Consider the following 24,995-nt stretch of genomic DNA (forward strand, 5'->3'; position numbering starts at 1 on the left):
CGCTGTTTGGCGCTTCCGCGTTTTACTTTGATTTTGTTCATCCCCACCGCAAACGCAAAAACCCGCAGAAATGACAGGTGGCGCGCCCGACGGATTATTTTTTCGCCGCGCCTGCTCGGCAAAGGCGTAACGCCAACGACCCGCTAAGCTTGTGCAGGTGACGCTGGTTTTGCACATTGCTCGGGGGAGTTCAAACATGCTCATCAAATGGGTACTGGCTGCGTTGCACCTGCTGGCGTTCGGTTTTGCGATAGCCGCAGTGCTGGCGAGAGGACGGGCATTGCGACGGTTACGCACGGACGATCCGCGATCCTTCAGGGATGTGTTCGTGGTCGACAATATCTGGGGCGTCTCGGCCGGGATTCTGCTGATCACCGGGGCGTTCCGGGCGTTCGGCGGGCTGGAGAAAGGCTCCTATTACTACCTGCATCAGCCGCTGTTTCACCTGAAGATGGCAGCGTTCGTGGCCATGCTGGCGATGGAAGTGGTGCCGATGTTTGCGCTGATCAAGTGGCGCATCGCGTTCAAGAAGAACCAGCCCATTGATACGTCCCTGTCGCGCCGCTTCGCACGGATCAGCCACATGGAGGCATTGCTGATGGTCATCATCGTCATCGCCGCCACGGGCATGGCGCGGGGGATATTGCTGAGTTGAGGCCTGAGCCGATGCCCAGACCTCCAGCGGTCAGGTCACCCAGAAGAACATCAGGGTCAGGTTCGCGCCCGAGATCAGTCCGAACAGCCCCCAGGCCAGGGTTTTGGTCAGGCGGCTGTTGACGAACGGGCCCATCAATTGTTTGTCACTGGTGAAGCGAATCAACGGCCACAGGGCGAACGGCAGTTGCAGGCTGAGGACGACCTGGCTGAGCACCAGCATCTTGCCCACCGCGCCATCGCCGAACCAGATCACGCCGATGAGCGCCGGAATCAGCGCCAACCCACGGGTCGCCAGGCGGCGTTGCCAGCACGGGATCTTCGCTTTCAGAAACCCTTCCAGCACCACCTGGCCGGCGATGGTCCCGGTGAACGTTGAACTCTGCCCCGCCGCGAGCAGCGCAACGCCGAACAGCACACTGGCCACGGCGCCGCCTACCAGCGGGTCGAGCAAATGGTACGCGTCCTGAATTTCCACGACGTCGGTGTGACCGGTGCCGTGGAACGCCGCGGCGGCCAGGATGAGGATGGCGGCGTTGATCACCAGCGCCAGGCTCAGGGAGGCGATGGTGTCGACCCGGGCGTAGCGAATGGCGCTGGCCTTGCTTTCGACTGACGTGCCGTTGACGCGGGTCTGCACCACCGATGAATGCAGGTACAGGTTATGGGGCATCACCGTCGCGCCAAGAATGCCGATGGCGATGTACAGCGGCTCTTGATTGCTGAGCATCTCCCACGACGGTTTGAGACCCGCGACGACGTCCGGCCAGAACGGTTTGATCAGCACCAGTTCGATAAAGAAGCACGTCGCGATGGTCGCGATCAGCCCCAGTACGATGGCTTCGAGACGCCGGAAATTGGCGCCCTGTAACGCGAGCACGATGACCGTATCGAACGCCGTCAGCGCCACGCCGGTGGTGATCGACACGCCCAGCAGCAAGTGGAACGCCAACGCCGCACCCAGCACTTCCGCCAGATCGGTGGCGAGGATCGACAGCTCGGCAAGGACCCACTGCCCCATGCCGACCCGGTGGCTGTAGCGCTCGGAGGACAGCTGCGCCAGATCGCGGCCGGTGGCGATGCCCAGGCGCGAGCACAAATTCTGCAGCACCATGCCCGACAGACTGGCCAGCACAACCACGAACAACAACGCATACCCAAAGCGCGAACCGGCTTCGATGGCGGTGGCCCAGTTGCCGGGGTCCATGTAACCGATGGAAATCAACAGCCCGGGGCCGACGAACAGCATCAGCTTGCGCAGGAAAGACGCATTGGCGGGAATGGCGACGCTGTCGGTGGTCGCCGACGGGCAGAATGGCGCGGTGGCGGTGGTCGGGAGTGTGTACTTCACGGGAATCCGAAACGTGGTGGCGGTCAGCCCCGGAGCTTAAACGCGCAGAAATGTTTTGTCTTGAATCTCTGGGGCACTAACATGCTGCGTCTCACCGATTCGGAAAAAACAATAATGCATGCCGCTTCTGATAGCCCTGATCACGCCCGCCCGACCCAGGACGGAATCGACCCGATACGCGCTGCGCGAATTTCCGCCCGCATCGACCGACTGCCCGCCGTCGCCACGATCTGGAAGCTGGTGGCGCTGCTGTCCATTGGTGGTTTCTTCGAACTCTATGATCTGTTCCAGACCGCTTACATCAGCCCCGGCCTGATTCGCGACGGGCTTTTTGCCACCGGCGCGCAGGGTGTCTTCGGCTTTTCCGACCAGGCGGCGTTTGCGTCGGCGACGTTCCTGGGGCTGTTCCTCGGCGCCAGCCTGCTGAGCCCGATCGCCGACCGCTACGGCCGCCGCGCGATCTTCACCTTCGCGTTGATCTGGTACACCGTCGCCACCGTGCTGATGGGCATTCAGACCTCCGCACTGGGCATCATCTGCATGCGCTTTCTGGTGGGCATCGGCCTTGGCATCGAACTGGTGACCATCGACGCGTACCTGTCGGAACTGGTGCCCAAGCGCATGCGCAGCTCGGCGTTCGCTTTCGCGTTTTTCGTGCAGTTCCTGTCAGTGCCGTCGGTGGCATTGATGTCCTGGTGGCTGGTGCCCCAGGACCCGTTCGGCGTCGCCGGCTGGCGCTGGGTGGTGTTGGCCAGTGCGGTGTTCGCGCTTTTCATCTGGTGGCTGCGCTCGCGCCTGCCCGAATCGCCGCGCTGGCTGGCGCAACACGGCCGCTTCAGCGAGGCGGAAAAGATCATGGATGACCTCGAAGCCCGTTGCGTCAAGGACCACGGCCAGGCGCTGGACGAACCGGAAACCCACAATGTGGCCGTCGAAGGCCGAGGCCGCTTCGCCGACATCTGGCAACCGCCGTATCGTCGCCGCGCGCTGATGCTGATTGTGTTTCATGTGTTCCAGGCGATCGGCTTTTTCGGCTTCGGCAACTGGCTGCCTGCGTTGCTCTCGGGTCAAGGCGTGAGCGTGACCCACAGTCTGGCGTATGCGTTCGTGATCACCCTCGCCTATCCGCTCGGGCCGCTGCTGTTCGTGAAGTTTGCCAACCGTTTCGAGAACAAGTGGCAAATTGTGGGCTCGGCCCTGGGCTCGATGATTTTTGGCACGCTGTTCGCGCAGCAGACGACGGCGGCCGGTCTGATCTTTTGCGGGGTGATGATTACGTTCTGCAATGCGTGGTTGAGTTTCAGTTATCACTCGTACCAGAGTGAGTTGTTCCCGACCAATATTCGCGCCCGGGCGGTAGGGTTCTGTTATTCGTTCAGTCGCCTGTCGACGGTGTTCAGCAGTCTGTTGATCGGGTTGTTTCTGGATCACTTCGGCACGCCGGGGGTGCTGACGTTTATTGTGATGAGTATGTTGATCGTGATCATTACGATTGGCGGGTTTGGGCCGAAGACGCGGAATCTGGCGCTCGAAGATATTGCTCATCGCTAGGGTTCGCGGTGCGGCTGAGAGAAGATCAAGAGCGTCTGCCTGGGGGCAGACTGTTTCGCCTTCGGCGAGTTACTTGGAAAAGCACCCCAAGTAACCAAGGGTGCTTGCTCCTGGCTAGGTTCCTCCTGCGTCGGAATACCCTCACTCCGACGACGCTCCGTGGGCCCGCGCCGAACGGACATCCATGTCCTGACGGCGCTCTCGCCGCGTCCATGCGGCTCGGCCCACTCCGCGTCGTCTGCGTTCAGCCTGCACCAAAGTCGCGATTGGTGGTGTCTGGACTTTTTGGGTATGAAGATCAAAAGCAGATCAGGAGCAGGTCAAGGGCAGATGAATCGCGGAGGACTTGTGGGAGTGAGCTTGCTCACGAAGGGGTCAGGACATCCACCGGATATCTGGTGTTTGAAATTGATCGTTCCCCCGCTCTGCGTGGGAATGCATCCCGTGACGCTCCGCGTCATCTCCCAAGGCCTGAATGCGCGTTGTTTACGAAACGCGGAGCGTCCGAGGCGGCGTTACCACGCTGAACGTGGGAACGATCAGACGGATATCTGGTGTTTGAGATAAAGCATTCGCGAGCAAGCTCGCTCCCACAGGAAGTGTGGCTGATCCGCAATACTGTCGGCGCCTGGGCTGGCCTCTTCCCGGCTAAAGCCGGTCCCACTAACCAACAGCGCATGTATTCAGTAAAAGTGGCGGCGACCTCAACTGTAGGACCGGCTTTAGCCGGGAAGCTTTCGCTCTGCATCTGCATCTGCATCTGCATCTGATCTTGATCTTCATACACAAGAAGTTCAGTCACCACCAATCGCGACTTTGGTGCGGGCTGAACGCAGGTCTCGCGCAGTGGGCCGAGCCGCATGGATGCGGCGAGAGCGCCGTCAGGGCATGGATGCCCGTTCGGCGCGGGCCCACGGAGCGGGACCGGAGTGAGGGTACTCCGACGAAGGAGGAGCCCAACCAGGAGCACAAGCCCTTGGTTACTTGGGGCTTTATCAAGTAACTCGCCGAAGGCGAAACAGTCTGCCCCCAGGCAGACGCTCTTGACGTTAAGGATCTTGATCTTAAGGATCTTGATCCGAAAAAACCTACCGAATCCCCAATCGCCTGGCGAGCCGACTCAGATTCGCGCGATCAACATCCAGCTCCCGCGCCACATCCGCCCATTTCCCGCCATGCCGCTCCAGTGCGTCACCAATCAACCGCCTCTGAAACCCGTCCACCGCCCCCTTCAGCCCCTCGCCCGGCTCTATCGCCGGTATATCGTCGCTCACCTGCAACACAGCAGGCGCAGCCACTCGCAACTCATCCAGCCCCAAGGCATCCGCCTCGATCGTCAAAATCCGCGGCCGCTCGCGATGCACCGACAGCGCCTTGAGCACCGCGCGGCTGATCAGATGCTCCAGCTCCCGCACGTTCCCCGGCCATGGGTACGCCAACAGCACCGCCTGCGCCGCCGAGCTCATGCGCAAACTGCGCAGCCCCATCCGCGCCCGGTTCTCCTCCAGAAAATACCCCGCCAGCAGCAACACATCGCGACCCCGTTCGCGCAACGGCGGCACCACCAACGGGTAAACGCTCAGGCGGTGATAGAGATCCGCGCGGAACCGACCGGCGCGCACTTCTTCTGCCAGATCACGGTTGGTCGCGGCGATGATGCGCACGTCCACGCGATGCTCCTGATCGGAGCCTACCCGCTGCAACTGGCCGCTCTGCAACACCCGCAGCAACTTCGACTGGACTGGCAGCGGCAGCTCGCCCACCTCGTCGAGGAACAGCGAACCACCATGGGCCAGCTCGAACTTGCCGCTGCGGCCGCTGACCGCCCCGGAAAACGCGCCTTTGACGTGACCGAACAACTCGCTTTCCACCAACAGCTCCGGCAGCGCGGCGCAGTTGAGGCTGATCAACGGCTTCTGCGCCCGGGGCGACTGCACGTGAATGGCCTCGGCGACCAGTTCCTTGCCGACGCCGGTTTCGCCGGTGATCAGCACCGTCAGCGGGCTGTTGCCCACCAACTGGATTTCCTGCTGCAAACGCTTGTGCACCGGGCTCTGCCCGATCAGCTCCCGGGGCCCGCGTCCGCCTGCGGCGCGCTTGTAAACCTCTGCCAACAGGCGTTGATCCTCAAAACTGCGCGCCAGTTGGCTGATCCGTTCGCTGGCCATTACCGTCGCCGCGGCGAGGCTGGAAAACGCCTGAAGATCGCCCAGATCGACCCGGCCAAAGCGCGCCGGATCGAGGGAGTCCAGCGTAATCACGCCCCACAGCGTGTTCTGCACATAGAGCGGGCAGCCGAGGCAATCGTGCACTTCCAGATCGCCATGGACGCCCTCGACCAGGCCGTCGTACGGGTCTGGCAAATCGCAATCGGTGGAAAAGCGCGTGGGTTCGCGGTTTTGCAGAATGATGTCCAGCCGCGGGTGCTCCCCCCGCCGGAATCGTCGCCCCAGTGTGTCCGGGCTCAGTCCCTCGACGGACAACGGCACCAGCGCCTCATCCTCCAGCTTGAGCAACGCCACCGCGTCGCAGGGGAATAACTGTCGCAACGAGCGCAGCAGCCGGCGATAGCGCTCATCGTCCGGCAGGTCCCGGGACAGGTCGGCGACCAGCGGAATCAGCGCCAGCAGTAGAGGATGAGTCATCAAAGCTCCCGGTCATGTCATGGGAAGGAGGCGCGGTGGGCAGGTCATTATGACGGCGGGGCGAGTCTAAACGACAACACCCTGGCCGATCTTACCCCTGCCGACGCTATGGAGGGCGGTCTGAACAGCGCCAGGCAAAGATCGCCGGATTAAAGACGGCATTAAACCGTCATTCTCTAGAAGTCATTCGTTGGTCGCCAACGCTACGGCGGCGGCAGTCCCAACAATCAAAAGTAACCCCCGCGGACTTTTGTAAAAGATGTCCCCCGTCATTCTGACGCCACCCTACCGACGTATTGATCCAAGCCCTTTAATTTAAATGAAAGTGGTGAAAATCTTATTTTGTTTATAGTCCGTTGACCCTAAAGGAGCACTCACTATGGCCAGAATTCAGGGACGAGTTCTTGAAACTTCCCCTCCCTTGGTAGTTGATCTCGACGGCACGTTATTGCGCTCGGACCTGCTCATGGAAACGGCCATGGCGTTTATTCGCGGCCAGCCGCTGAAAGCCCTGAAAATGCTCGGCTGGCTGTTCAAAGGCAAAGCCGCGCTGAAGGAAGGCCTGGCCCTCAACACCGAAATAGACGTCTCCGTGCTGCCCTACGATCCGCAGATCATCGAGATGATCCAGCGCGAAAGAGACGCCGGACGCATGGTGGTGCTGGCGACGGCAAGTCATGTAAGTCTCGCCGAGCGCATCGCCGATCACCTTCAGTTATTCGATCTTGTGCTGGCGTCCAACGCCAACCGCAACTTGTCCGGCCACAACAAGCGGGACCTGTTGGTGGCGCACTTCGGCGAGGGCGGTTTCGACTACATCGGCAACTCCAAAGATGACTTGCCGATATGGAACGTGTCTCGGCAGGCCTATGTGGTCAATCCCGACCGCGGAGTGGAAGCCAACGTAAAAGCGCAAGTCCGCGTTGAGCCAACCATTCGCAGCAACACGCCGAGCTTGCGAGACTGGCGCAGGGCCCTGCGCATGCACCAGTGGCTGAAAAACGCGCTGATCTTCGTGCCGCTGCTGGCGTCCCACCGGCTGGCCCAGTTCGAACTGATGCGTGACGGCGTCATTGCGTTTCTGTGCTTCGGCCTGTGCGCCTCCAGCGTCTACATCCTCAACGACCTGCTGGACCTGTGCGACGACCGCCATCACAAAAGCAAATGCAATCGGCCGTTCGCCAGCGGGCGTCTGTCCATCAAGGCCGGTCTGGTGATGGTGCCGACGTTACTGGCGATGGCCTTCGGCGCCGCGCTCTTGCTCTTGCCGTGGCAATTTTCGGCGGTGATGGCCGCCTATTACGGCCTGACCCTGACCTACTCGCTGAGACTCAAACGCCTGATGGCCTGGGACGTGATCGCCCTGGCGATGCTGTATACCGCGCGGATCATCGCCGGCGTGGCGGCGTTCAGCCTGACGTTGACCTTCTGGATCCTCGCGTTCTCGATGTTCATATTCCTCAGCCTGGCGATGGTCAAACGCTACGCCGAGCTGCGTGACGCCCGCGCCCGGGAGGTCAATACCCTCGCTCGCGGCCGTGGTTACCACCCGGGCGATCTGGACATGATCGCTTCGTTGGGGGCGTCTTCGGGCTACCTCGCGGTAATGGTGCTGGCGCTGTACATCCAGGACGCGAAAACCACCGAACTGTACGTCACGCCACACATCATCTGGCTGGCCTGCCCGCTGCTGCTGTTCTGGGTGACGCGGGTGTGGATGCTGACCCATCGCGGGCAGATGAATGAAGACCCGGTGGTGTTCGCCATCCGCGACCGCACCAGCCAGCTGATCGGCGCTGCGTTTCTGATGATGTTCTGGATCGCCGCATGAGCACGCCGTTGTATTCCTGGGGACGTTTTCCCCGCCACCCGCAACGCGGTCATGGCTGTGTGTGGCTCGACGAATTGCCTGCGCAGATGGACCGCGTGATCGGCGCCCACCGCAGCAGCCTGCCCTACGGCAACGGCCGCAGTTACGGCGACAGTTGCCTGGCCGCCAGCGATCAGGTGCTGCACATGCGCTCGCTGGATCGGCTGATCGAGGCCGACTGGAGCACCGGGGTGATCAAGGCGGAGGCCGGTATTACCCTCGCTGAAGTGCTCGCCGTGGCCATCCCCCAGGGCTGGTTTTTGCCGGTGACGCCCGGGACCCAGTTCGCGACGCTGGGCGGCGCCATCGCCAACGACGTTCACGGCAAGAACCATCACGTGCGCGGCACCTTTGGCCGTCATGTGCTGGGCTTCGGCCTGCTGCGCCACGGCGAGCCGGAAGTGATCTGCTCGCCTGACGTCCACCCTGAGCTGTTCGCCGCGAGCATCGGCGGCCTCGGCCTGACCGGGGTGATTCACTGGGCGCAGATTCAGTTGATGCCGATCCGTGCCAGCCAGATTGACACCACCACGGTGCGCTTCGCCAATCTGGCCGAATTCTTTGCGCTCTCTGCCGAACTCGACGCGGGTCATGAATACAGCGTCGCCTGGGTCGACTGTCTGGCCAGAGGCGCGGAGACCGGACGCGGCGTATTCATCGTCGGCGATCACGCGCAATACGGCTCCCTCGACGTCGTTCAACGCAAGAAGCTCAGCGTGCCGCTGACGCCGCCGGTGTCGCTGATCAACAACGTCTCCCTCAGCGCTTTCAACAGCCTGTACTGGCGCCTGCACCCCAGCCAGCGCAAACAGGGCCGCAGCGCCTACGAACCCTTTTTTTACCCCCTCGACCGAATCCTGCACTGGAACCGGATTTACGGTCGTCGGGGTTTTCAGCAATACCAATGCGTGGTGCCTGCGGCGAATGCCGAAGCGGCCATGGGCGAACTGCTGCGCACCATCGCTGAGGCCGGTCAGGGTTCGTTTCTCGCCGTGCTCAAGCGCTGCGGCGATATGGCCTCGCCAGGCTTGCTGTCATTCCCCATGGAAGGCACTTCCCTGGCCCTGGATTTTGCCCAGAGCGAGGCCCTGGAAAAGGTGCTGTTCCCGCGTCTGGACGACATCGTTCGCGCCGCCGGCGGGCGCTTGTATCCGGCCAAGGACGCCCACATGACTGGCGCCGATTTCCGCCGCGCCTACCCCGCCTGGGAGCAGCTGGAAGCGCTGCGCGATCCCTCTTTGATGTCCCGTTTCTGGAGCCGTGTGATCTTATGAAAACTGCAGTGAAGAAAGTCCTGATCATCGGCGCCACCTCCGCCATCGCCAGTGCGTGCGCGCGTTTGTGGGCCACGGAAGGCAGCGATTTTTTCCTCGTGGCACGCAACGTCGAGAAGCTGCAGCAGACCGCCGCCGACCTCAAGGCGCGTGGCGCGACCAACGTCACGCTGCACGAGATGGACGCCAACGATATCGAGGCGCACCCCTTGATGATGGGCCGCTGCCTGACCGCCCTGGGCCAGATCGACATCGCCCTGATCGCCCACGGCACACTGCCCGACCAGAAGGCCTGCGAGCGTGACGTGCACATGGCGCTGAAGGAATTCGCCAACAACTGCACGTCGGTGATCGCCTTGCTGACGGTGCTGGCGATGCAGTTCGAGACCCAGCGCTGCGGCAGTCTGGCGATCATTTCTTCGGTGGCGGCTGATCGCGGCCGCCCTTCCAACTACCTCTACGGCAGCGCCAAGGCGGCGGTGTCAACCTACTGCGAAGGCTTGCAGGCGCGGCTGTTCAAGGTCGGCGTGCACGTCACCACCATCAAGCCGGGCTTCGTGGATACGCCGATGACCCAGGGCCTGTCGTTGCCGGCGGCCTTGCTGGCACAACCGGCGCAGGTCGCCCAGCGCATCGTCAAGGGCATCGCCAACAAGGTGCCGACGCTGTACGCACCGGGTTTCTGGGCGCTGATCATGCTGGTCATCCGTTCGATCCCGCAGCCGGTGTTCAAGAGGCTGAACCTGTGAGCGAAGCCGTGCCCGAAACTTCACACCTGTCCGGCTGGCGCTACCGCGCGGTGCTGCTGTCGGTGGTCGGTTCGGCGCTGGGCTATCTGGCCTTTTCGCTGTGGGGCGGCTGGCAAGCAGTGGGCGCTGCGGTGAGCGAGGTCGGGCTGATCGGCATTGTCATCGCGCTGTTCATGTCATCGGTCAATTACGGGCTGCGCTTCGTGCGCTGGCAGACCTACCTGAAGGTGCTCGGCCATCCGATGCCGTGGCGCCCGAGCCTGAACATTTACCTGGCCGGCTTTGCCCTGACCACCACACCCGGCAAGGCCGGTGAAGCCCTGCGCGGCGTGTTGCTGAAACGCTGGGGCGTGCCCTACCCGCAGAGTTTCGCGGCGTTTTTCAGCGAGCGCCTGTCGGACCTGTTTGCGGTGGTGCTGCTGACCCTGTTCGGCCTGTCGCTGTACCCCCAGGCGTGGCCGATGATTGTGGTCGGCGTGGCGCTGGTGGCGGTCGGGCTGGTCGTGCTGTCGCAACGTCGGCTGCTGGAGCGCATCACCGAAACGGTGCCGGCCGGTGGCGGCAAGGCACTCGGGCTGCTTCGCCATCTGCTGCAGGTGCTGATGCATGCGCAGCAATGCCATCGTCTGCGCCTGATGCTCGGCCTGACCGCGCTGAGCGTTGTCGCCTGGAGCGCCGAAGCCCTGGCGTTCGACTGGATTCTGAAATGGATGGGCGCCGACATCCCGCTGACCTTTGCGGTGTTCGTCTACGCCCTGGCGATGCTGGCCGGCGCGGTGAGTTTCATGCCTGGGGGACTGGGCGGCGCGGAGGCGGTGATGGTCGGGCTGTTGGTCTGGAAAGGCATGGACGGCGCCGACGCCGTGGCCGCCACCGTGCTGATTCGTCTGGCCACCCTGTGGTTCGCCGTGGCCATTGGCGCGGTGATGCTGATCAAACTCAAAGGCGAGGCGACGACGCCTCGGGTTCAACCGATTCAATAACGCTTTTCGACGGGATTAAAGGGACAGGAGTGCAAGTCATGGTGGCAGCAGTACGTTATCGAGCGTTGTTTGGCATTCCTCTGTTATTGGCGGTGGCCGCCGTTCTCTGGAGCTTTCTGGCATCCAGCGGACCGATTCAATGGATGGACAACGGGATCTTCATCGCCGACGCCTCGGAGGGCCGCTATTTCAGCGACACCCTCGGGCCGCTGGATCACCCGTTGTACCTGTTCGTCACCACCGCGCTGTTCGCTCATTTCGGGCCGCTGGTGCTGAGTTTCATGAACTCGATGCTGCTGATTCCACTGGGCTGGGCGATTTTCCGCCTGGCCAAGGGCGTCGGCGCCACGTCGCAGCAAGCCTTGCTGGCGATTGCCGCCGCGCTGCTGTGCCATTGCGTGTTCTGGGTCTCGACCAAAGCGGAGGTGTACCTGCTGCACACGCTGCTGGTGACTTTGGCGTACATGGTGCATTTTCGCGATAAATCGCGCTTGGGTCTGCTCACCGCGCTGTTCGTCATCGGCATGCTCACGGGCCTTGCCGCCGCCATTCATCAACTGACGTTCATCGTGCTGTTTCCGCTGTACGTGCAACTGGTCTGGCAGCACAGGGCGCGGGTCCTGCTGACGATTCCGGGCTTTGTGCTGGGCTTTGCGGTGGCGATCCCCGGCATCTTGCAGGAGTTGCAGAACGGCCTGAGCCTGATCGACATCGGCCACCGTTACCTGATTGGCATTCCCGACAAAACCACCGAGCAGAGCTGGCAGGGCTCGCTGTTTCGCTTCGACGACATGTGGCACGAGAAGAACTCGGTGGTGCTGCTGATGCTGTCGCTGCTCGGCCCGCAACTGGTGGCACTGGTGCTGTTTCCAAAAAGCCGGCGCCTGCGACTGTTGTGGTGCGCGGCGGTGCTGAACTTCATCTTTGCTGTGTCTTACAACGTCACCGACCGCTTCACTTTTTTTCTGCCGGGGGCGGTGCTGTTGAGCATCATCGGCGTGATTCATGTGCAGGCGTGGCTGGCGCGACACAACGCCGCCGTGGTCGCCTACGCCCTGCCCTTCAGCGGCCCGGTGACGATCCTCGCGGTGTACGCGATTTACACCAGTGGCGTCGTCGCGCTGCCGACCCACAAGGAAGCGCTGCCTTTCCGTGACGATATCCATTATTTCATGGCACCGTACCTGCGTGATCGGTCGGCGGAGGCCTTCGTCCAGAGTTACGAACAATCGGCCCCGCCAGGCGCGCTGATCGTTGCCGACTGGACGCCCAACGGCGCATTGCGTTCCGCGCAAGCCAGCGGGCTGCTCAAGGGGCGAACCATTGCGCTGTGCGAAGGTGCGCAGGACATCGAGTCCTATCTCAGCGGGCCTGGCGCCTTCCTCGCGCGGACCAGTTATTGCTCAAGCATCTCGGACCGTTTCGATCTGCAGACGCTGGCGGTGGGATACGAGCTGCACGCGAAATAGTCAAACAGAGGGAAGAAAGCCCCTGCGACGAGCCTAACGTTGCAGGGGCTTTTTGTATTTATGGCGGCGTGGGATTCGGCGGGAGGAGAATCCTGCAGTGTTCGCCCCCCCTTGAACCTTGTCGAACATGGAATGACCGTTCGTCGGGTGGAATGCACCTCTAGCGTCGCGCGATTGACCAATAGGTATCCATGACAACAAAGGGATTCACATCATGATCAAGACAAAATTGACTGCCCTGACCCTCGCTGGCCTGATGGCTGTTGCCACGGGCTCTGCATTTGCCGGCTCCACAGGCCCGACCGATCCGGTCGACAAAAACGGCCCTAAGCCAAGCACGTCTACCAGCGGTCAGAATAACGACGGCAGCTCCCCAGGCACGTCAACTCCAGGCACCAAAGGCATGGGCAGCACTAACGGGACCACCCGTGGCGACGCTGACGGCGGTGGCATGACCAACGGCAGCGGCATGGGCGGCAGCGGCGGCGGCACGGGTGGTGGCGCGAGCGGCTCCAGCGGTAGCAAATAACGCGATGTAATGACCGTGTTTGCCTGAGCGCGAGCGCGCCGGGGCAGCACTGAATACGATGAAGGGCCGAATCTGATTCGGCCCTTTTTTCGTTTCGGGCATTTGATTGACCCAATGGATTTTGGAGCCGTCGCGCGGGCGGCGATTGGCCTCCCCATCTTCCGGGCGATTGGACGTAGCCCCCGTACCTCCGCGGCCTTAGCGTAGCAGTCATCAATCGCCGCCGGATGACCCGCCTATGAAACCGCTCAATCACTTCCCCTCCCTGCTATGCTGGCTGGCCTTCGCTGGCCTTATCTCTGTCGGCAGCGCCCAGGCCCATGCTGCGCAACAGGAAAAGGTGACCGTGCTGGAACAACACCCGATGCTCAATGCGCCCGGGAAAAAAGCCATGGTGCTGACCGTCGATTACCTGCCGGGCCAAGCCTCCATCGCCCACAGTCACAGCGGCAGCGCGATTGCCTATGTTCTGGAAGGCGAGGTGATTTCGAGAGTCAACGAGGGCAAGGCGATTACCTACAAGACGGGCCAGACATGGTACGAGCCGGCCGGATCAAAGCACTACGAATCGCGAAACGCCAGCGCGACAAAGCCTGCGAAATTGCTGGTGTTCATCCTGCTGGACGAAAAGGCCGACATCCTCACGCCGCTGCCGAAGTGACATTGAGTGTGATCACACCGGCCTCTTCCCGGCTGAAGCCGGTCCTCCAGTGGGATGGCGGCGATCCGTTGGACCGCTTCAGCCGGGAAAGCGTCAGGCAACGCACTGCAAAACCGGGCAGACAAACCCGAGGCTAAATTTTCGACCGCTGCTGTCGATACGCTATTCGTAGAGCCCGAAATGTCGGGTCGGACCGGATCAGTGAAAGGCAAAAGTATGTACACGAACATTTTTCTGCTGGTAGAGCATGGCCGCGATCAAGGTGAAGTGTCTGTGTTGGGCTGGTTCGATGACGAACGCGCCGCACAGGACACCGCCGAAGCCATGGAGTGGAAAGCGTATCGCGATGAAGCCAAGCGTCGTCATCAGTGGTCGAGCGAGCCACTGCTGCCACCGGACCAGACGGCCCATCGTCGTTTCTGGGTCAAAGGGATCTCTAAGTTCAGCCACACCCCGGCACCCCGTTCGTGGGCGGTGCATTGATTCGGCGCATGTGAGTCTTGAGCGCAGCCTCCGCTGAAAGGGGACTGATTTATTTACAACGCTTCACCGTAAATTACTCTGTCCCCGCCGATTCCAACCGCGCGCCAACCACGCTCCACCGCACGTTCAGGCCCTTGATCTGGACGGATACCCGCGCCTGAGATAGCGTGCGGCTCCTACCCACTTCCAGGCCTCCCTCCATGACCGACCGTCAACTCATCGTCCCGGACGAAATGCGTTTGCTCGCCGAGCGCGCGGGCTATGCCCCTGCCGTCAAGGTCGGTAAAACGCTCTACTGTGCCGGTCAGGTCGGGCGCACCCATGAGCTGGCCGTCATCGAAGACCCGGAGCAGCAATTCCTCGCGGCATGGGAAAACCTGCGACTCGTATTGACCGCTGGGGGATGCACCTTCGAAGACGTCGTCGACCTGACGACTTATCACATCGATCTGCACCGTCACATGCCGGTGTTCAGGGCGGTAAAAGACAGCGTCTTCCCTAGAGGCACCTGCGCCTGGACCTGCCTCGGCGTCAGTGAACTGGCCAAACCCGGCCTGCTGGTGGAAATCAAGTGCGTGGCGGTGCAGCGCTGATGCTCTGATTGCCCGGTTCCTGCGCCAGGCATTCGGGCAGATTCGTCCCCAGTAGCACCGCTTATCCCGCAATACTCTGTCTGATCATCCAGCGAATCATGTACGCCACCGGTACACAGTGATGCCGGACCCGTCCGTGTCCGGGTCGCCGTAGCGTTCGACATAACGGCTGAGCGTCGACCCTCGTCGGTCAGCAACCGGACAACACCTGGCAAGCTAATGCGCGGCCCAATGGGAGACTTGCCGCCGCCCGTCAGCGGCACCTGTCAGGCACTGCGCAGCCGTGGCGCCCGGATCCTTGCGCTCCAGGGTGGTCACCGGTTTGCCGGGAGGCGAGTAGATTGTGATGCGCTGGGCGCCGACGGGGCGAAACTCGATTCGGGTGCCATCCTCCAGGTGCAGCGCCTGGTCCGTGTATTTTCCCTCCATTGCGTGGTAATAGGGCGGCGCGCTCAGGCATGTGCGCAAGTTGCCGTCTTCGAAAATCTCGACAAAGAACACGCCCCCCGCATGGGGGCCGGCCCACAGACCTGTATGTCTGGCCGGCGGCGGCGTGGCGCTCACCGACGGGTAATCCACCAGCGACACGTTGCTCGTATGCTTGCTCGCGCAGCCAGACGCGCATGAGACAGCAGCCGCCACGATAAGCAACGCCGTGGCTCGCGTTACGCTCATTCCATTTTGCATAGTGAACCTACACTTCCAGCGCGTGGTTGACTGGCAGACCGATGCGCATAAGCGCCTGCATGTCATTGCCTGACGCGACGTCGAACAGGGTGGGTTTGACTCTAGTACGCAGCCATTGCCCTCGCAACCTTCAAAAACAGCGGCAGCCCGCACGGGCGCTTCCCACCCTCCCTTCCCGTCATATGCCCATGGCAAGAATGGGCCGAACGCCGCATCGTTGGCCGTGTGTATGCATTTCCCTCGGGATCAGATCATAAACTCGACCTATGCTTGGCAAGAGCGGGTGGTAGTGGTGCTGAAAAATTTCATCCAAACGGCACGTCCGAGGGTTGAACCCCCTATACCGCGCACAGTCCATGCACTACATCCCAAGGGGGAACATCGATGAATGACTTATCAAAAGCTTCAGGGTTGAGGCGTTTCACTTCCATCATTGCAGGCATCTTTGCCCTGTTTCTGTTGGCGGGCGGTATCTGGCTGCTCTCATTGGGCGGCTCTTTTTATTATCTGTTCCTGGGCGTCGCGCTGCTGGCGTTCGCTGTCCTGTTGTGGCGACGTTCCGCGGCATCGCTCTGGCTTTATGGCGCGCTGATGCTGATCACTGTGGTCTGGGGCCTGTGGGAAGCAGGCACGGACTTCTGGGCGTTGGTGCCGCGTTTCGACATCCTCGGGGTGTTGGGTCTGTGGCTGCTGATCCCGGGGGTCACCCGTGATATCCCTGAGCGTCTGAAGCCGGGCAAAACCTTTTTATCCGCGACATTGGCACTGGCCATTGTGGTGATGGTTTACGCCATCTTCAACGACCCCCAGGAAATCAACGGCAGCATGGCGACGGCGCAACCTGCCCAGCATCAGCCTGTCGAGGGCATCGCCAACGGTGACTGGCCTGCTTATGGCCGCACACAGTCGGGCACGCGCTATTCACCGCTCACCCAGATCAACGAAGGCAACGTTAAAGACCTTCAGGTGGCCTGGACCTTCAACAGCGGTGAATCGAAAACCGCCAATGACTCCGGTGAAACCACCAACGAACTGACGCCGATCAAGGTCGGCGACAACATGTACATCTGCACCACCCACCAGATTCTGGTGGCGCTGGACCCGGCCACCGGCAAAGAGAAGTGGAGATTCGATCCCAAGCTCAAATCCGACCCGTCCTTCCAGCACTTGACCTGCCGTGGCGTCGCCTACTTCGATCAGGCGGACACCACCCAGTTTGCGAAAAGCCTGGAAGGCACGCAGCCGGTCGCCACCAGCTGCCCGCGCAAAGTGTTCCTGCCGGTCAACGATGGTCGCCTGTTCGCCATCAACGCTGACACCGGCGCACCCTGCGCCGACTTCGCCAAAAACGGTGAGCTCGATCTGCTGCACCTGCAGCCCTACCCGTATCCGGGCGGCCTCGAACCCACCTCTCCGCCTGTTGTGACAGGTACCACCGTGATCATCGGTGGCTCGGTGACCGATAACCTGTCCGTGCATGAGCCGTCCGGCGCAATCCGTGGCTACGACGTCAACACCGGTGCGCTGAAGTGGATCTTCGACACCGGTGCCGAAGACCCGAACGCAATTCCGGGTGATGGCCAGACCCTGGTCAACAACTCGCCTAATGCCTGGGCACCGCTGGCTTACGACGCGAAGACCGATGTGGTTTATGTGCCAACCGGCAACCCGACACCGGACATCTGGGGCGGCAACCGCACTCCGGTGATGGAGCGTTATGCGAGCTCGATCGTCGCGATGAACGGTTCCACCGGCAAGCTGGTATGGAGCTTCCAGACCACCCACCACGACTTGTGGGACATGGACGTACCGGCTCAGCCGACCCTGGCTGACGTGAAGACCGGCAGCGGCGACGCCGTCCCCGCGGTGTACGTGCCGACCAAGGCCGGCAACCTGTTTGTGCTGGACCGTCGCGATGGCAAGCCGATCGTGCCCGTCCATGAAATGCAGGTGCCTGCCGGTGAAGCCGCGCCAGGCGATCGGGTCAGCCCGACCCAGCCGCGCTCGGACCTCAATCTGACGTCCATTCAGACACTCTCCGACAAGGAGATGTGGGGCGCGACCATGTTCGACCAACTGGTCTGCCGCGTGATCTTCAAGCAGCTGTCCTACAACGGCCAGTACACGCCACCGTCCGAGCAAGGCACGCTGGTGTTCCCGGGCAACCTGGGTGTTTTCGAATGGGGTGGTATCTCGGTGAACGCCGACCGTCAGGTGGCGTTGATGAACCCGATGGCGCTGCCGTTCGTGTCCAAGCTGATCCCACGCGGCCCGAACAACCCGCTGTGGCCTAAAGAAGGTGCCACCGGCTCCGGTACCGAAATGGGCATTCAGCCCCAGTACGGCGTACCTTATGGCGTCGAAATCAACGCCTTCCTCTCGCCATTGGGCTTGCCGTGCAAAGAGCCGGCCTGGGGTTATGTGGCTGGCGTGGACATGAAGACCCACGATGTGGTGTGGCGCAAACGCATCGGCACCATCCGCGACAGCCTGAAGGGCATTCAACTGCCGCCGCTGAAAATCGGCGTACCGATGCTGGGTGGTCCGATTTCCACAGCCGGCAACCTGATGTTCATTGCGGGTACCCAGGACAACTACCTGCGCGCTTTCAACGTCACCAACGGCGACCTGCTCTGGGAAGCACGCCTGCCAGCGGGCGGCCAGGCCACGCCGATGACCTACGAGAGCAATGGCAAGCAGTACATTGTGATCATGGCCGGCGGGCATGGCTCGTTTGGCACGAAGATGGGCGACTCGTTGATCGCCTACGCCCTGCCGTCGAGATAATCAGCGGCTGAGCGACAACAAAAAGCCCGAGTGATCGGGCTTTTTGTTGCCTGCCATTCAAGCATGGCGGTGGTCGGTGCTTTGTAAACCGACGCCTGCTTCAAAGCCGGAAACGGTCCACCGATTGGGAGAGCTGGCCTGCGAGCACTGCCAGTTGATCGGTGGTACTGGCCGTCTGGCCAATCACTTGGCTATTACCAGCCGACATGCTGGCGATCATCTCCACTTGATGAGCAATCTCATTGCTGGCCAGACTTTGTTCACCAATAGTCCGGGTAATGTCATTGACCAACTGAGTGGTGCCCAGCGTTGCCTCAAGTATTTCGCCTATGGCCTGCTCCACTTCGGCAGTCACAGCCATACCCTTATCGACCTGAGCAACACCCGCTTCCATGCTCATCACGGCGTCGCGAGTGCTTTGCTGGATACGTGCCACCATACTGGCAATTTCCTGGGTAGAGGCGCTGGTGCGTCCCGCAAGGCTGCGCACTTCATCGGCAACCACCGCAAAACCTCGCCCCTGCTCACCGGCACGGGCCGCTTCAATAGCAGCGTTCAGCGCCAATAGATTGGTCTGGTCGGCAATGCCCTTGATCACCTGAATAATGTTGAAGATACCTTCAGACTCTTTGTCCAGCAGACGAATCACTTGCGCCGACTGCTGAGACGATCGGGCGATGCCATCCATGTCGCTGACCACCTGATGAATCACACGGCCGCCATTCTTGGCCAGGGTTTCGGCCTGATTGGCCATGGCCAGCGCCTGCTCCGCATGCCGCGTGATTTCCTCGATGCTCGCCGTCATTTCGCTGGTGGCCGCAGACATGGCGCCGGCTGCGGCGCTCTGCTGCAGGCTGCTCCCGGCGACTTCGTGACAGCTGCCCGCCAACTGCTGGCTGATCGTGCTGACGCCTTGAGCGTTATTGCGCACCGCCTCAATCATCCCGCGCAAGTCCCGCTGCATGGCTGCCAGGCTAAGGATCAGCAGGCTGGCTTCATCGCGGTTACCAGGTTGAGCGATAGGTTCGCTCAAGTTGCCATGGGCAATGCTGTCGGCGATCCGTCGCGCATTATGCAAGGGCGTCATGATGCTTCGCATCACCCAAAAGCCCTGCGCGGTCAGCAGCAGCATACTGATCAACAGCACAACACCCAAGGCGATGTTGGCACTGCGGCTGGCGTTACGGGTCCCCTCGCCACTGGCCTTGGAATTAGTCTCTATCAGCTCGCTCAAACTGGACATTTCACCTTCCAGCCGGGTGAAGGCGCTGCTGAACTGTGCCAGCTCCTGCTGTGCCCGTTCAGGACTGTTGAGTGCCAGATCGACAATTCGCTCGCCTGCGGCAATATAGGCGTCCAAACCGGGCTTGATTTTCTCCAACGCTGACTTGAGGCTTTGGTTGAGGGGCAGTGCACGGTTATCAGCAAGGACCTTGCGAAAATCTGCAGCATGTTCGGCCAGACCCGCCACGACTTGATCCCGGTCGGTATCACTTTTGCCTAGACCGACCAGCATCGCCAACAGCACGTCAGCACGCAGCGCGTCGTGCATCATGTCGGCTTCCAGATGATTGCTCAGGGCAATCATGCTGACCTCACTGTCGATCATCGAGGCTTCCGTTCGCGCGTTGCTCAAATAACTGACCAGACTGATTAACAGAACCGCGAGCACGCTGGTGCCAGTCAAAAGCAAAAGACGTAGTTTTATTGACATCATCAGGCCTCAGCTCATCGATGGAGAAATTGCCACCCTGCAAATCTTATCGGCGCTTACCAACGGTTATTTAAGACCGATTATTGATTGACCCACAGGAATGACGGCTTATTTCTCCACCGATAAATCGAAAGGAGCGAGAAAGGCAAAATGGGTGTGTCGCGAGGGGTACGGACGGCGCGGCGCTGATGGACACGGGCCTTGCTGACAGGCAACCGCTGGTGCCCACTTAACATTAAGTGAACACCACGGCCGGGATAGCTGGAATGGGGATGATGGGATCGGCCGGAGATAACCGAACCGACCTCCCGGGTCTTATTCGGTATGGATCACACCGGTCATCGCGGTAAAACGGCTCTGCGGATTCTTGAGCTTGTCGAGCACCTCATCCGGCGTGGACTCGCGGAACACCACCATGTGCCCCACCTCTTCACCGCCTTCGGTGACACGCTCGATGTCGTTGATCATCCAGGTTTTCAGCTCTTCCACGCTGATGCCCAGCTGCTCGGCGACCTGACCGTGAAAGCGTTCTGTGTCGTATTGATTGAACTCGTCGTTGTTCATGGCCTTGGCCTCCTTTAACGGGTGTAAGTCTGAGGCCGCAGGAGGCGCGCACAGTTCAGTCGGTTATGACCCACGGTGCCCAACGCCAGGATCAAAAAGGTCGTTAGCGCAAGCCTGGCCCGGCCATCCAGGGACTGTATTCGAATGCAACCGCGCCTCTGGACACGCCGGTTTCATCCACGGAGAAACCCGGCATCTGCGTAAGGTCCAAGTGCTTGCATTGCTCGGTCAGCCGGCTTTGCAAGACGTTGTCGTAGGTGAAGGCCTCAGGGCGTTCGCGATGGCGTTGGAGGTTGACGACGCACGCCTCGACCTTGCCCTGCTTGTTCGCCAGATACTCGAACGTGACCACGCCAATGCTATCCGGCGGCGCTTTCAGCAGTGTCCGCTCGGCAAAATAGCGGCTCTGCGCGTAGTGCTGATAAAGGGGCTGCATGGACAACCGCTGGGTATCATTCATGGGCAGGTAGATCAAAGGGGCGACGACTTCGACGTTGCCGTCTTTGTCTAACCGGTCTGCGGGTACGACCGGGAACACCGCGCTCCAACACACCTTTTTTGAAAGGTCGGCAAGCCGTGCATTCGCCGTGGCAAGGCCCGTCGCCTGGGTTTCGCAGCTGAACACCTCATTGCTGCGATTGATCTTGATGCGCAGGCGAACCTCACCCGTCAGGCCTTCGCTGTTGGCCTCAAGGCCTCTGTTTCCGAGAATGGACTGGAAACGTGCGACGAAGGTGTGAAATTGCTGCTTTTTGATGTCTTCCGGGCTCGGGACGGCCGGGGCAGCGGCAGGAGACGTCACTTGCCGGGACTGACAGGCCAGCAGCGCGCAGGCAACGCCGAGGATTGCGGTCAAGCGTAGCCAAGGAGAAATTGGGCGAATCAATAACAGGCGTGAGACAGGGAGAGTAGACAACATCGATCATCCTTGAACGACAGAGAACAAAGTGCGCGAAGATACCGTTGCTCGGCGCAGTGCGTCCACAACATGCCGTCAAAATGAGGGCGCACACACTGGCCTCTTCCCGGCTGAAGCCGGTCCCACTAAAAGCAACGCGTTCGACCCGTAGGAATGGCTTTAGCCGGGAAGGCGTCGGCTGTCACGCTGCAGAATTGATAGCGCCCATACCGGCCTCTTCCCGGCTGAAGCCGGTCCCACTAATTGACTGCGTACGCATTGTAGGACTGGCTTTAGCCGGGAAAGCGTCGGCAGTCACGCTGCAGAATTGATGGTACTCACACTGGCCTCTTCCCGGCTAAAGCCGGTCCCACGAACAGCACTGCATTCCCACCGGCACACCGCGTACACATAGTAGGACCGCACTGCATTCCCACTGGCACACCGCGTACTCATAGTGGGACCGGCTTTAGCCGGGAAGGCGTCAGATGTCACGCTACAAAACAACGGACAGCCACGCCCCACCGGCAACTGACAAACCGACCTCCGCCTCCAGCCACTGGCATGCGACAATCACGCACCGAACACCGTCGGCCCTTTTACGGTCTGACGTAGAGACTCTCTCGCGGATGAACCCGATGATCAATGCCCTCGTATTTTTCGCCACCGTGATCGGCATGGAGGGCTTTGCCGTGTTTGCGCACAAGTACATCATGCACGGCTGGGGCTGGGGCTGGCATAAGTCGCACCATGAACCGAGAACCGGCTGGTTCGAGAAGAACGATCTGTATGCCGTGGTGTTCGCCGGTTTCGCCATCGTGCTGATCGCGCTCGGCACCCAGGGCGCGCACCCGCTGGAATGGATTGGCGCCGGGATGACCGCGTACGGCTTCCTGTATTTCATTGCCCACGACGGCCTGGTGCACAAGCGCTGGCCGTTCAAATACGTGCCGCGCAATGGCTACCTCAAGCGCCTGTACCAGGCGCATCTGATGCACCACGCGGTGCCGGGCAAAGAGCGTTGTGTGTCGTTCGGCTTTCTCTATGCGCCGAGCGTCACTCGATTGCGCGCCCAGCTTCGACGCCTGCACGACGGTCCGTTGCAGAAATCCGACCCGGACGTTGCCACAGGCTCGCAGGCCGCGCGGGCCACTGCCGACCACGAGTCACGCTAGCCTTCCACGCCCCCACCAACACCAGTCGCAGCTTGTCCAGCTTGCTGGTCGACACCCGCGCATCCCACGCCCGAGCGCCGCGCGCCCTGACCTTCACGCCGATCTCGCGATAGACGCAGCCCGCCGTCGCCACCGCCCACGCCGATCGCCACGGCAACGCGGTCAGGCCCGCGTTGGCACTTTCGTAATACGGCTCTGCCATGTTCACCAACCGCTGGGCAAGCACGGCCACTTGCGATCGATACTGCGGATCCGCGAGCCGATCCCTGGGGATCCCCAACTCATCCAGCCAGTCACCCGGCAGGTAGCAGCGGCCCACCGACGCGTCTTCGACAATGTCCCGCGCGATGTTGGTCAGCTGAAACGCCAGACCCAGATCGCAGGCACGGTCGAGGGTCGCTTCATCGCTCACACCCATGATCTGCGCCATCATCAAGCCGACGACGCCCGCCACGTGGTAGCAGTACTCCAGCGTATCGTCGATGCGCCGATACTCGCGCTGGCTGACGTCCATCGCAAAACCGTCCAGATGCTGCAGGGCATAACGCTGCTCGATGCCATGGCGCAGAACAACCTCCCTGAACGCCTCGAACGCCGGGCTGTGGGTCGGCGTGCCGGCGTACACGGCGTGAGTCTGGGCGATCAGCCGTTGCAGGCGCTCGGTGACCTCCTGCTGACTGACCACCGAGGCCGAGTGCCCGGCTTCCTGACCGTCAATGACGTCGTCGCAATGCCGGCACCACGCATAGAGCATCACCGCGCTGCGACGGGTCACCGGGTCGAACAGGCGTGACGCGGCCGCGAAGCTTTTCGAGCCGACTTCGATGCTCTGGGTGGCGTGGTCGAGCAGCGCCTGATCGGCGACGCTCATGAGTGCAGCTCCTCCAGCATCAGTCCGGCCGTGGCTTTGGCCGAACCGATGACGCCCGGCACGCCAGCGCCCGGGTGCGTGCCAGCGCCGACCAGATACAGATTGCTCAGGCTCGCGTCGCGGTTGTGGGGGCGGAACCACGCGCTCTGGCGCAGGATCGGCTCAAGGGAAAACGCCGAACCGAGGTGCGCGTTGAGCTCGCCCTTGAAGTCCTGCGGCGTAAAGATGCGGCTGGTGACCAGGTCCTCGCGCAGACCGGGCATGTAGTGCTTCTCCAGGTACTCGAAAATACGATCGCGGTAGCGCGGCCCTTCCACTTCCCAGTCGATATCGGCGTTGCCCAGGTGCGGCACCGGCGACAGCACGTAATGGCTGGAACAGCCCGGCGGCGCGAGGCTCGGGTCAGTGATGCAGGGCGCGTGCAGGTACAACGAGAAATCTTCGGCCAGCGCCGCGCCCTTGAAAATCTCCTGAATCAGCGCCTTGTAGCGGGGCCCGAAGCACACCGTATGGTGCTGCAACTGAGGCTGCGGACGCTTGAGTCCGAAGTGGATGACGAACAGCGAATTGCTGAAGCGCTTGCCCTTCAATCGCGCCCCTTCCTTGACCCCGCGCGGATGGCCGCCGAGCAGTTCGGCGTAGGTGTGCATGACGTCGGCGTTGGAGGCCACACAATCGGCGTTGATCTGCCGACCGTCCTTGAGCCGCACGCCGGTCACTCGCTGGCCACTGGTCTCAATACTGGCGACATCGGCGTTCAGCTCGAACTGCCCGCCGATGTCTTGGAACAGCTTGACCATGCCCTGCACCAGCGCACCGGTCCCGCCCTTGGGAAACCACACGCCCCACTGACGTTCGAGAGCATGAATCAGTGTGTAAATTGAGGACGTCGCGAACGGGTTGCCGCCCACCAGCAGCGAGTGAAAGGAAAACGCCTGGCGCAGTTTGTCGTCCTCGATGAACTCCGACACCATCGAGTACACGCTGCGCCACGCCTGCAGCCGCGCCAGCTGCGGCCCGGCCTGAACCATGTCGCGGAACGACAGGAACGGCACGGCGCCGAGCTTCAGATAACCCTCTTCAAACACCGCTTTGGAGTACGCCAGAAAGCGTTGATAACCGGCGACGTCTTTGGGGTTCATCGCTGCGATCTGGGTGTCCAGAGACTGCTGATCGTTGGCGTAATCGAACTTCGTCCCGTCTTCCCAGCACAGCCGATAGAACGGCGACACCGGCAGCAGCTCGACATAATCCTTGATGGATTTGCCGGCGGCGGTGAACAGCTCCTCAATGGCCGTCGGGTCGGTGATCACCGTCGGCCCCGCATCGAAGGTGAAACCCTCGTCTTCGTAGACGTAGGCGCGGCCGCCGGGTTTGTCGCGTTTTTCCAGCAGCGTCGTCTGCACGCCCGCCGCCTGAAGCCGGATGGCCAGGGCCAGGCCGCCGAAACCGGCGCCAATCACAATTGCGCTTTTTGCTTGAGTCAT

At 61.4% G+C, this 24,995-nt stretch carries 21 protein-coding genes; 13 read left to right on the forward strand and 8 right to left on the reverse strand.

Features of this window, described 5'->3' with window-relative positions:
* Window positions 1-196: 196 nt before the first annotated feature.
* A complete protein-coding gene (locus tag AC3ISG_RS15360) occupies window positions 197-655 on the forward strand; it encodes a DUF2214 family protein (RefSeq protein WP_122538135.1) in 459 nt (152 codons plus the stop codon).
* Window positions 656-685: 30 nt separating this feature from the next.
* Here AC3ISG_RS15360 and AC3ISG_RS15365 read toward each other — a convergent pair whose 3' ends face one another.
* Window positions 686-2,005 (reverse strand): Nramp family divalent metal transporter, encoded by a 1,320-nt coding sequence (locus AC3ISG_RS15365; protein WP_122538133.1) that lies wholly within the window; start codon window positions 2,003-2,005, stop codon window positions 686-688.
* A gap of 114 nt (window positions 2,006-2,119) precedes the next feature.
* Here AC3ISG_RS15365 and AC3ISG_RS15370 point away from each other — a divergent pair, with 114 nt between their 5' ends.
* Window positions 2,120-3,556 carry an MFS transporter gene (locus AC3ISG_RS15370; protein ID WP_122624273.1) on the forward strand — a complete coding sequence of 479 codons (1,437 nt, stop codon included), beginning with the start codon at window positions 2,120-2,122 and terminating at the stop codon, window positions 3,554-3,556.
* A 1,088-nt stretch (window positions 3,557-4,644) separates the two neighbouring features.
* Here AC3ISG_RS15370 and norR read toward each other — a convergent pair.
* A complete protein-coding gene (norR, locus tag AC3ISG_RS15375; protein ID WP_489297355.1) occupies window positions 4,645-6,201 on the reverse strand; it encodes a nitric oxide reductase transcriptional regulator NorR in 1,557 nt (518 codons plus the stop codon).
* Between the two features lie 379 nt (window positions 6,202-6,580).
* On the opposite strand from norR, the gene AC3ISG_RS15380 reads away from it, so the two are divergent.
* The 9 genes from AC3ISG_RS15380 to AC3ISG_RS15420 all read left to right on the forward strand — a co-directional run bounded on the left by AC3ISG_RS15380 (window position 6,581) and on the right by AC3ISG_RS15420 (window position 14,812).
* On the forward strand, window positions 6,581-8,032 hold the full coding sequence (locus tag AC3ISG_RS15380; protein ID WP_489297356.1) for a UbiA family prenyltransferase: 1,452 nt from the start codon (window positions 6,581-6,583) through the stop codon (window positions 8,030-8,032).
* Complete coding sequence (locus tag AC3ISG_RS15385; RefSeq protein WP_489297357.1) at window positions 8,029-9,345, forward strand: FAD-binding oxidoreductase; 1,317 nt, start codon at window positions 8,029-8,031, stop codon at window positions 9,343-9,345. The genes AC3ISG_RS15380 and AC3ISG_RS15385 overlap by 4 nt, the downstream gene beginning before the upstream one ends.
* An 8-nt stretch (window positions 9,346-9,353) precedes the next feature.
* Window positions 9,354-10,094, forward strand: a complete 741-nt coding sequence (locus AC3ISG_RS15390; RefSeq protein ID WP_122538674.1) for an SDR family oxidoreductase — start codon at window positions 9,354-9,356, stop codon at window positions 10,092-10,094.
* Between the two features lie 8 nt (window positions 10,095-10,102).
* A complete protein-coding gene (locus AC3ISG_RS15395) occupies window positions 10,103-11,077 on the forward strand; it encodes a lysylphosphatidylglycerol synthase transmembrane domain-containing protein (RefSeq protein ID WP_489297358.1) in 975 nt (324 codons plus the stop codon).
* Between the two features lie 38 nt (window positions 11,078-11,115).
* The gene (locus AC3ISG_RS15400) at window positions 11,116-12,546 is read left to right on the forward strand and encodes a DUF2723 domain-containing protein (RefSeq protein ID WP_489297359.1); all 1,431 of its coding nucleotides are present in this window, start codon (window positions 11,116-11,118) and stop codon (window positions 12,544-12,546) included.
* 214 nt (window positions 12,547-12,760) lie between these two features.
* Window positions 12,761-13,075 (forward strand): hypothetical protein, encoded by a 315-nt coding sequence (locus AC3ISG_RS15405; protein ID WP_122624690.1) that lies wholly within the window; start codon window positions 12,761-12,763, stop codon window positions 13,073-13,075.
* 238 nt (window positions 13,076-13,313) lie between these two features.
* Window positions 13,314-13,736 (forward strand): cupin domain-containing protein, encoded by a 423-nt coding sequence (locus AC3ISG_RS15410; protein ID WP_489297360.1) that lies wholly within the window; start codon window positions 13,314-13,316, stop codon window positions 13,734-13,736.
* Window positions 13,737-13,952: 216 nt separating this feature from the next.
* Window positions 13,953-14,219, forward strand: a complete 267-nt coding sequence (locus AC3ISG_RS15415) for a hypothetical protein (RefSeq protein ID WP_122538111.1) — start codon at window positions 13,953-13,955, stop codon at window positions 14,217-14,219.
* A gap of 200 nt (window positions 14,220-14,419) precedes the next feature.
* Complete coding sequence (locus AC3ISG_RS15420; protein ID WP_489297361.1) at window positions 14,420-14,812, forward strand: RidA family protein; 393 nt, start codon at window positions 14,420-14,422, stop codon at window positions 14,810-14,812.
* A 216-nt stretch (window positions 14,813-15,028) separates the two neighbouring features.
* On the opposite strand, the gene AC3ISG_RS15425 is transcribed toward AC3ISG_RS15420, so the two are convergent.
* Entirely contained in the window at window positions 15,029-15,487 is a 459-nt protein-coding gene (locus AC3ISG_RS15425; RefSeq protein WP_489297362.1) for a hypothetical protein, read from the reverse strand.
* A 396-nt stretch (window positions 15,488-15,883) separates the two neighbouring features.
* On the opposite strand from AC3ISG_RS15425, the gene AC3ISG_RS15430 reads away from it, so the two are divergent.
* A complete protein-coding gene (locus AC3ISG_RS15430) occupies window positions 15,884-18,286 on the forward strand; it encodes a glucose/quinate/shikimate family membrane-bound PQQ-dependent dehydrogenase (RefSeq protein ID WP_489297363.1) in 2,403 nt (800 codons plus the stop codon).
* A gap of 100 nt (window positions 18,287-18,386) precedes the next feature.
* Here AC3ISG_RS15430 and AC3ISG_RS15435 read toward each other — a convergent pair whose 3' ends face one another.
* The 3 genes from AC3ISG_RS15435 to AC3ISG_RS15445 all read right to left on the reverse strand — a co-directional run bounded on the left by AC3ISG_RS15435 (window position 18,387) and on the right by AC3ISG_RS15445 (window position 21,483).
* Complete coding sequence (locus tag AC3ISG_RS15435) at window positions 18,387-20,000, reverse strand: methyl-accepting chemotaxis protein (protein WP_489299547.1); 1,614 nt, start codon at window positions 19,998-20,000, stop codon at window positions 18,387-18,389.
* 315 nt (window positions 20,001-20,315) lie between these two features.
* Complete coding sequence (locus tag AC3ISG_RS15440) at window positions 20,316-20,564, reverse strand: hypothetical protein (RefSeq protein WP_122538103.1); 249 nt, start codon at window positions 20,562-20,564, stop codon at window positions 20,316-20,318.
* Window positions 20,565-20,667: 103 nt separating this feature from the next.
* Complete coding sequence (locus AC3ISG_RS15445; protein ID WP_489297364.1) at window positions 20,668-21,483, reverse strand: hypothetical protein; 816 nt, start codon at window positions 21,481-21,483, stop codon at window positions 20,668-20,670.
* A gap of 608 nt (window positions 21,484-22,091) precedes the next feature.
* Between AC3ISG_RS15445 and AC3ISG_RS15450 the strand changes: the two genes are divergently transcribed.
* Entirely contained in the window at window positions 22,092-22,637 is a 546-nt protein-coding gene (locus tag AC3ISG_RS15450; RefSeq protein ID WP_489297365.1) for a sterol desaturase family protein, read from the forward strand.
* Here the strand turns inward: AC3ISG_RS15450 and crtB are convergent.
* On the reverse strand, window positions 22,519-23,508 hold the full coding sequence (gene crtB / locus AC3ISG_RS15455; protein ID WP_272634114.1) for a 15-cis-phytoene synthase CrtB: 990 nt from the start codon (window positions 23,506-23,508) through the stop codon (window positions 22,519-22,521). The genes AC3ISG_RS15450 and crtB overlap by 119 nt on opposite strands.
* Complete coding sequence (locus tag AC3ISG_RS15460; protein ID WP_122538097.1) at window positions 23,505-24,995, reverse strand: phytoene desaturase; 1,491 nt, start codon at window positions 24,993-24,995, stop codon at window positions 23,505-23,507. Before AC3ISG_RS15460 ends, crtB begins: the two co-directional genes overlap by 4 nt.

Source organism: Pseudomonas sp. GL_135 (genome assembly GCF_057834665.1).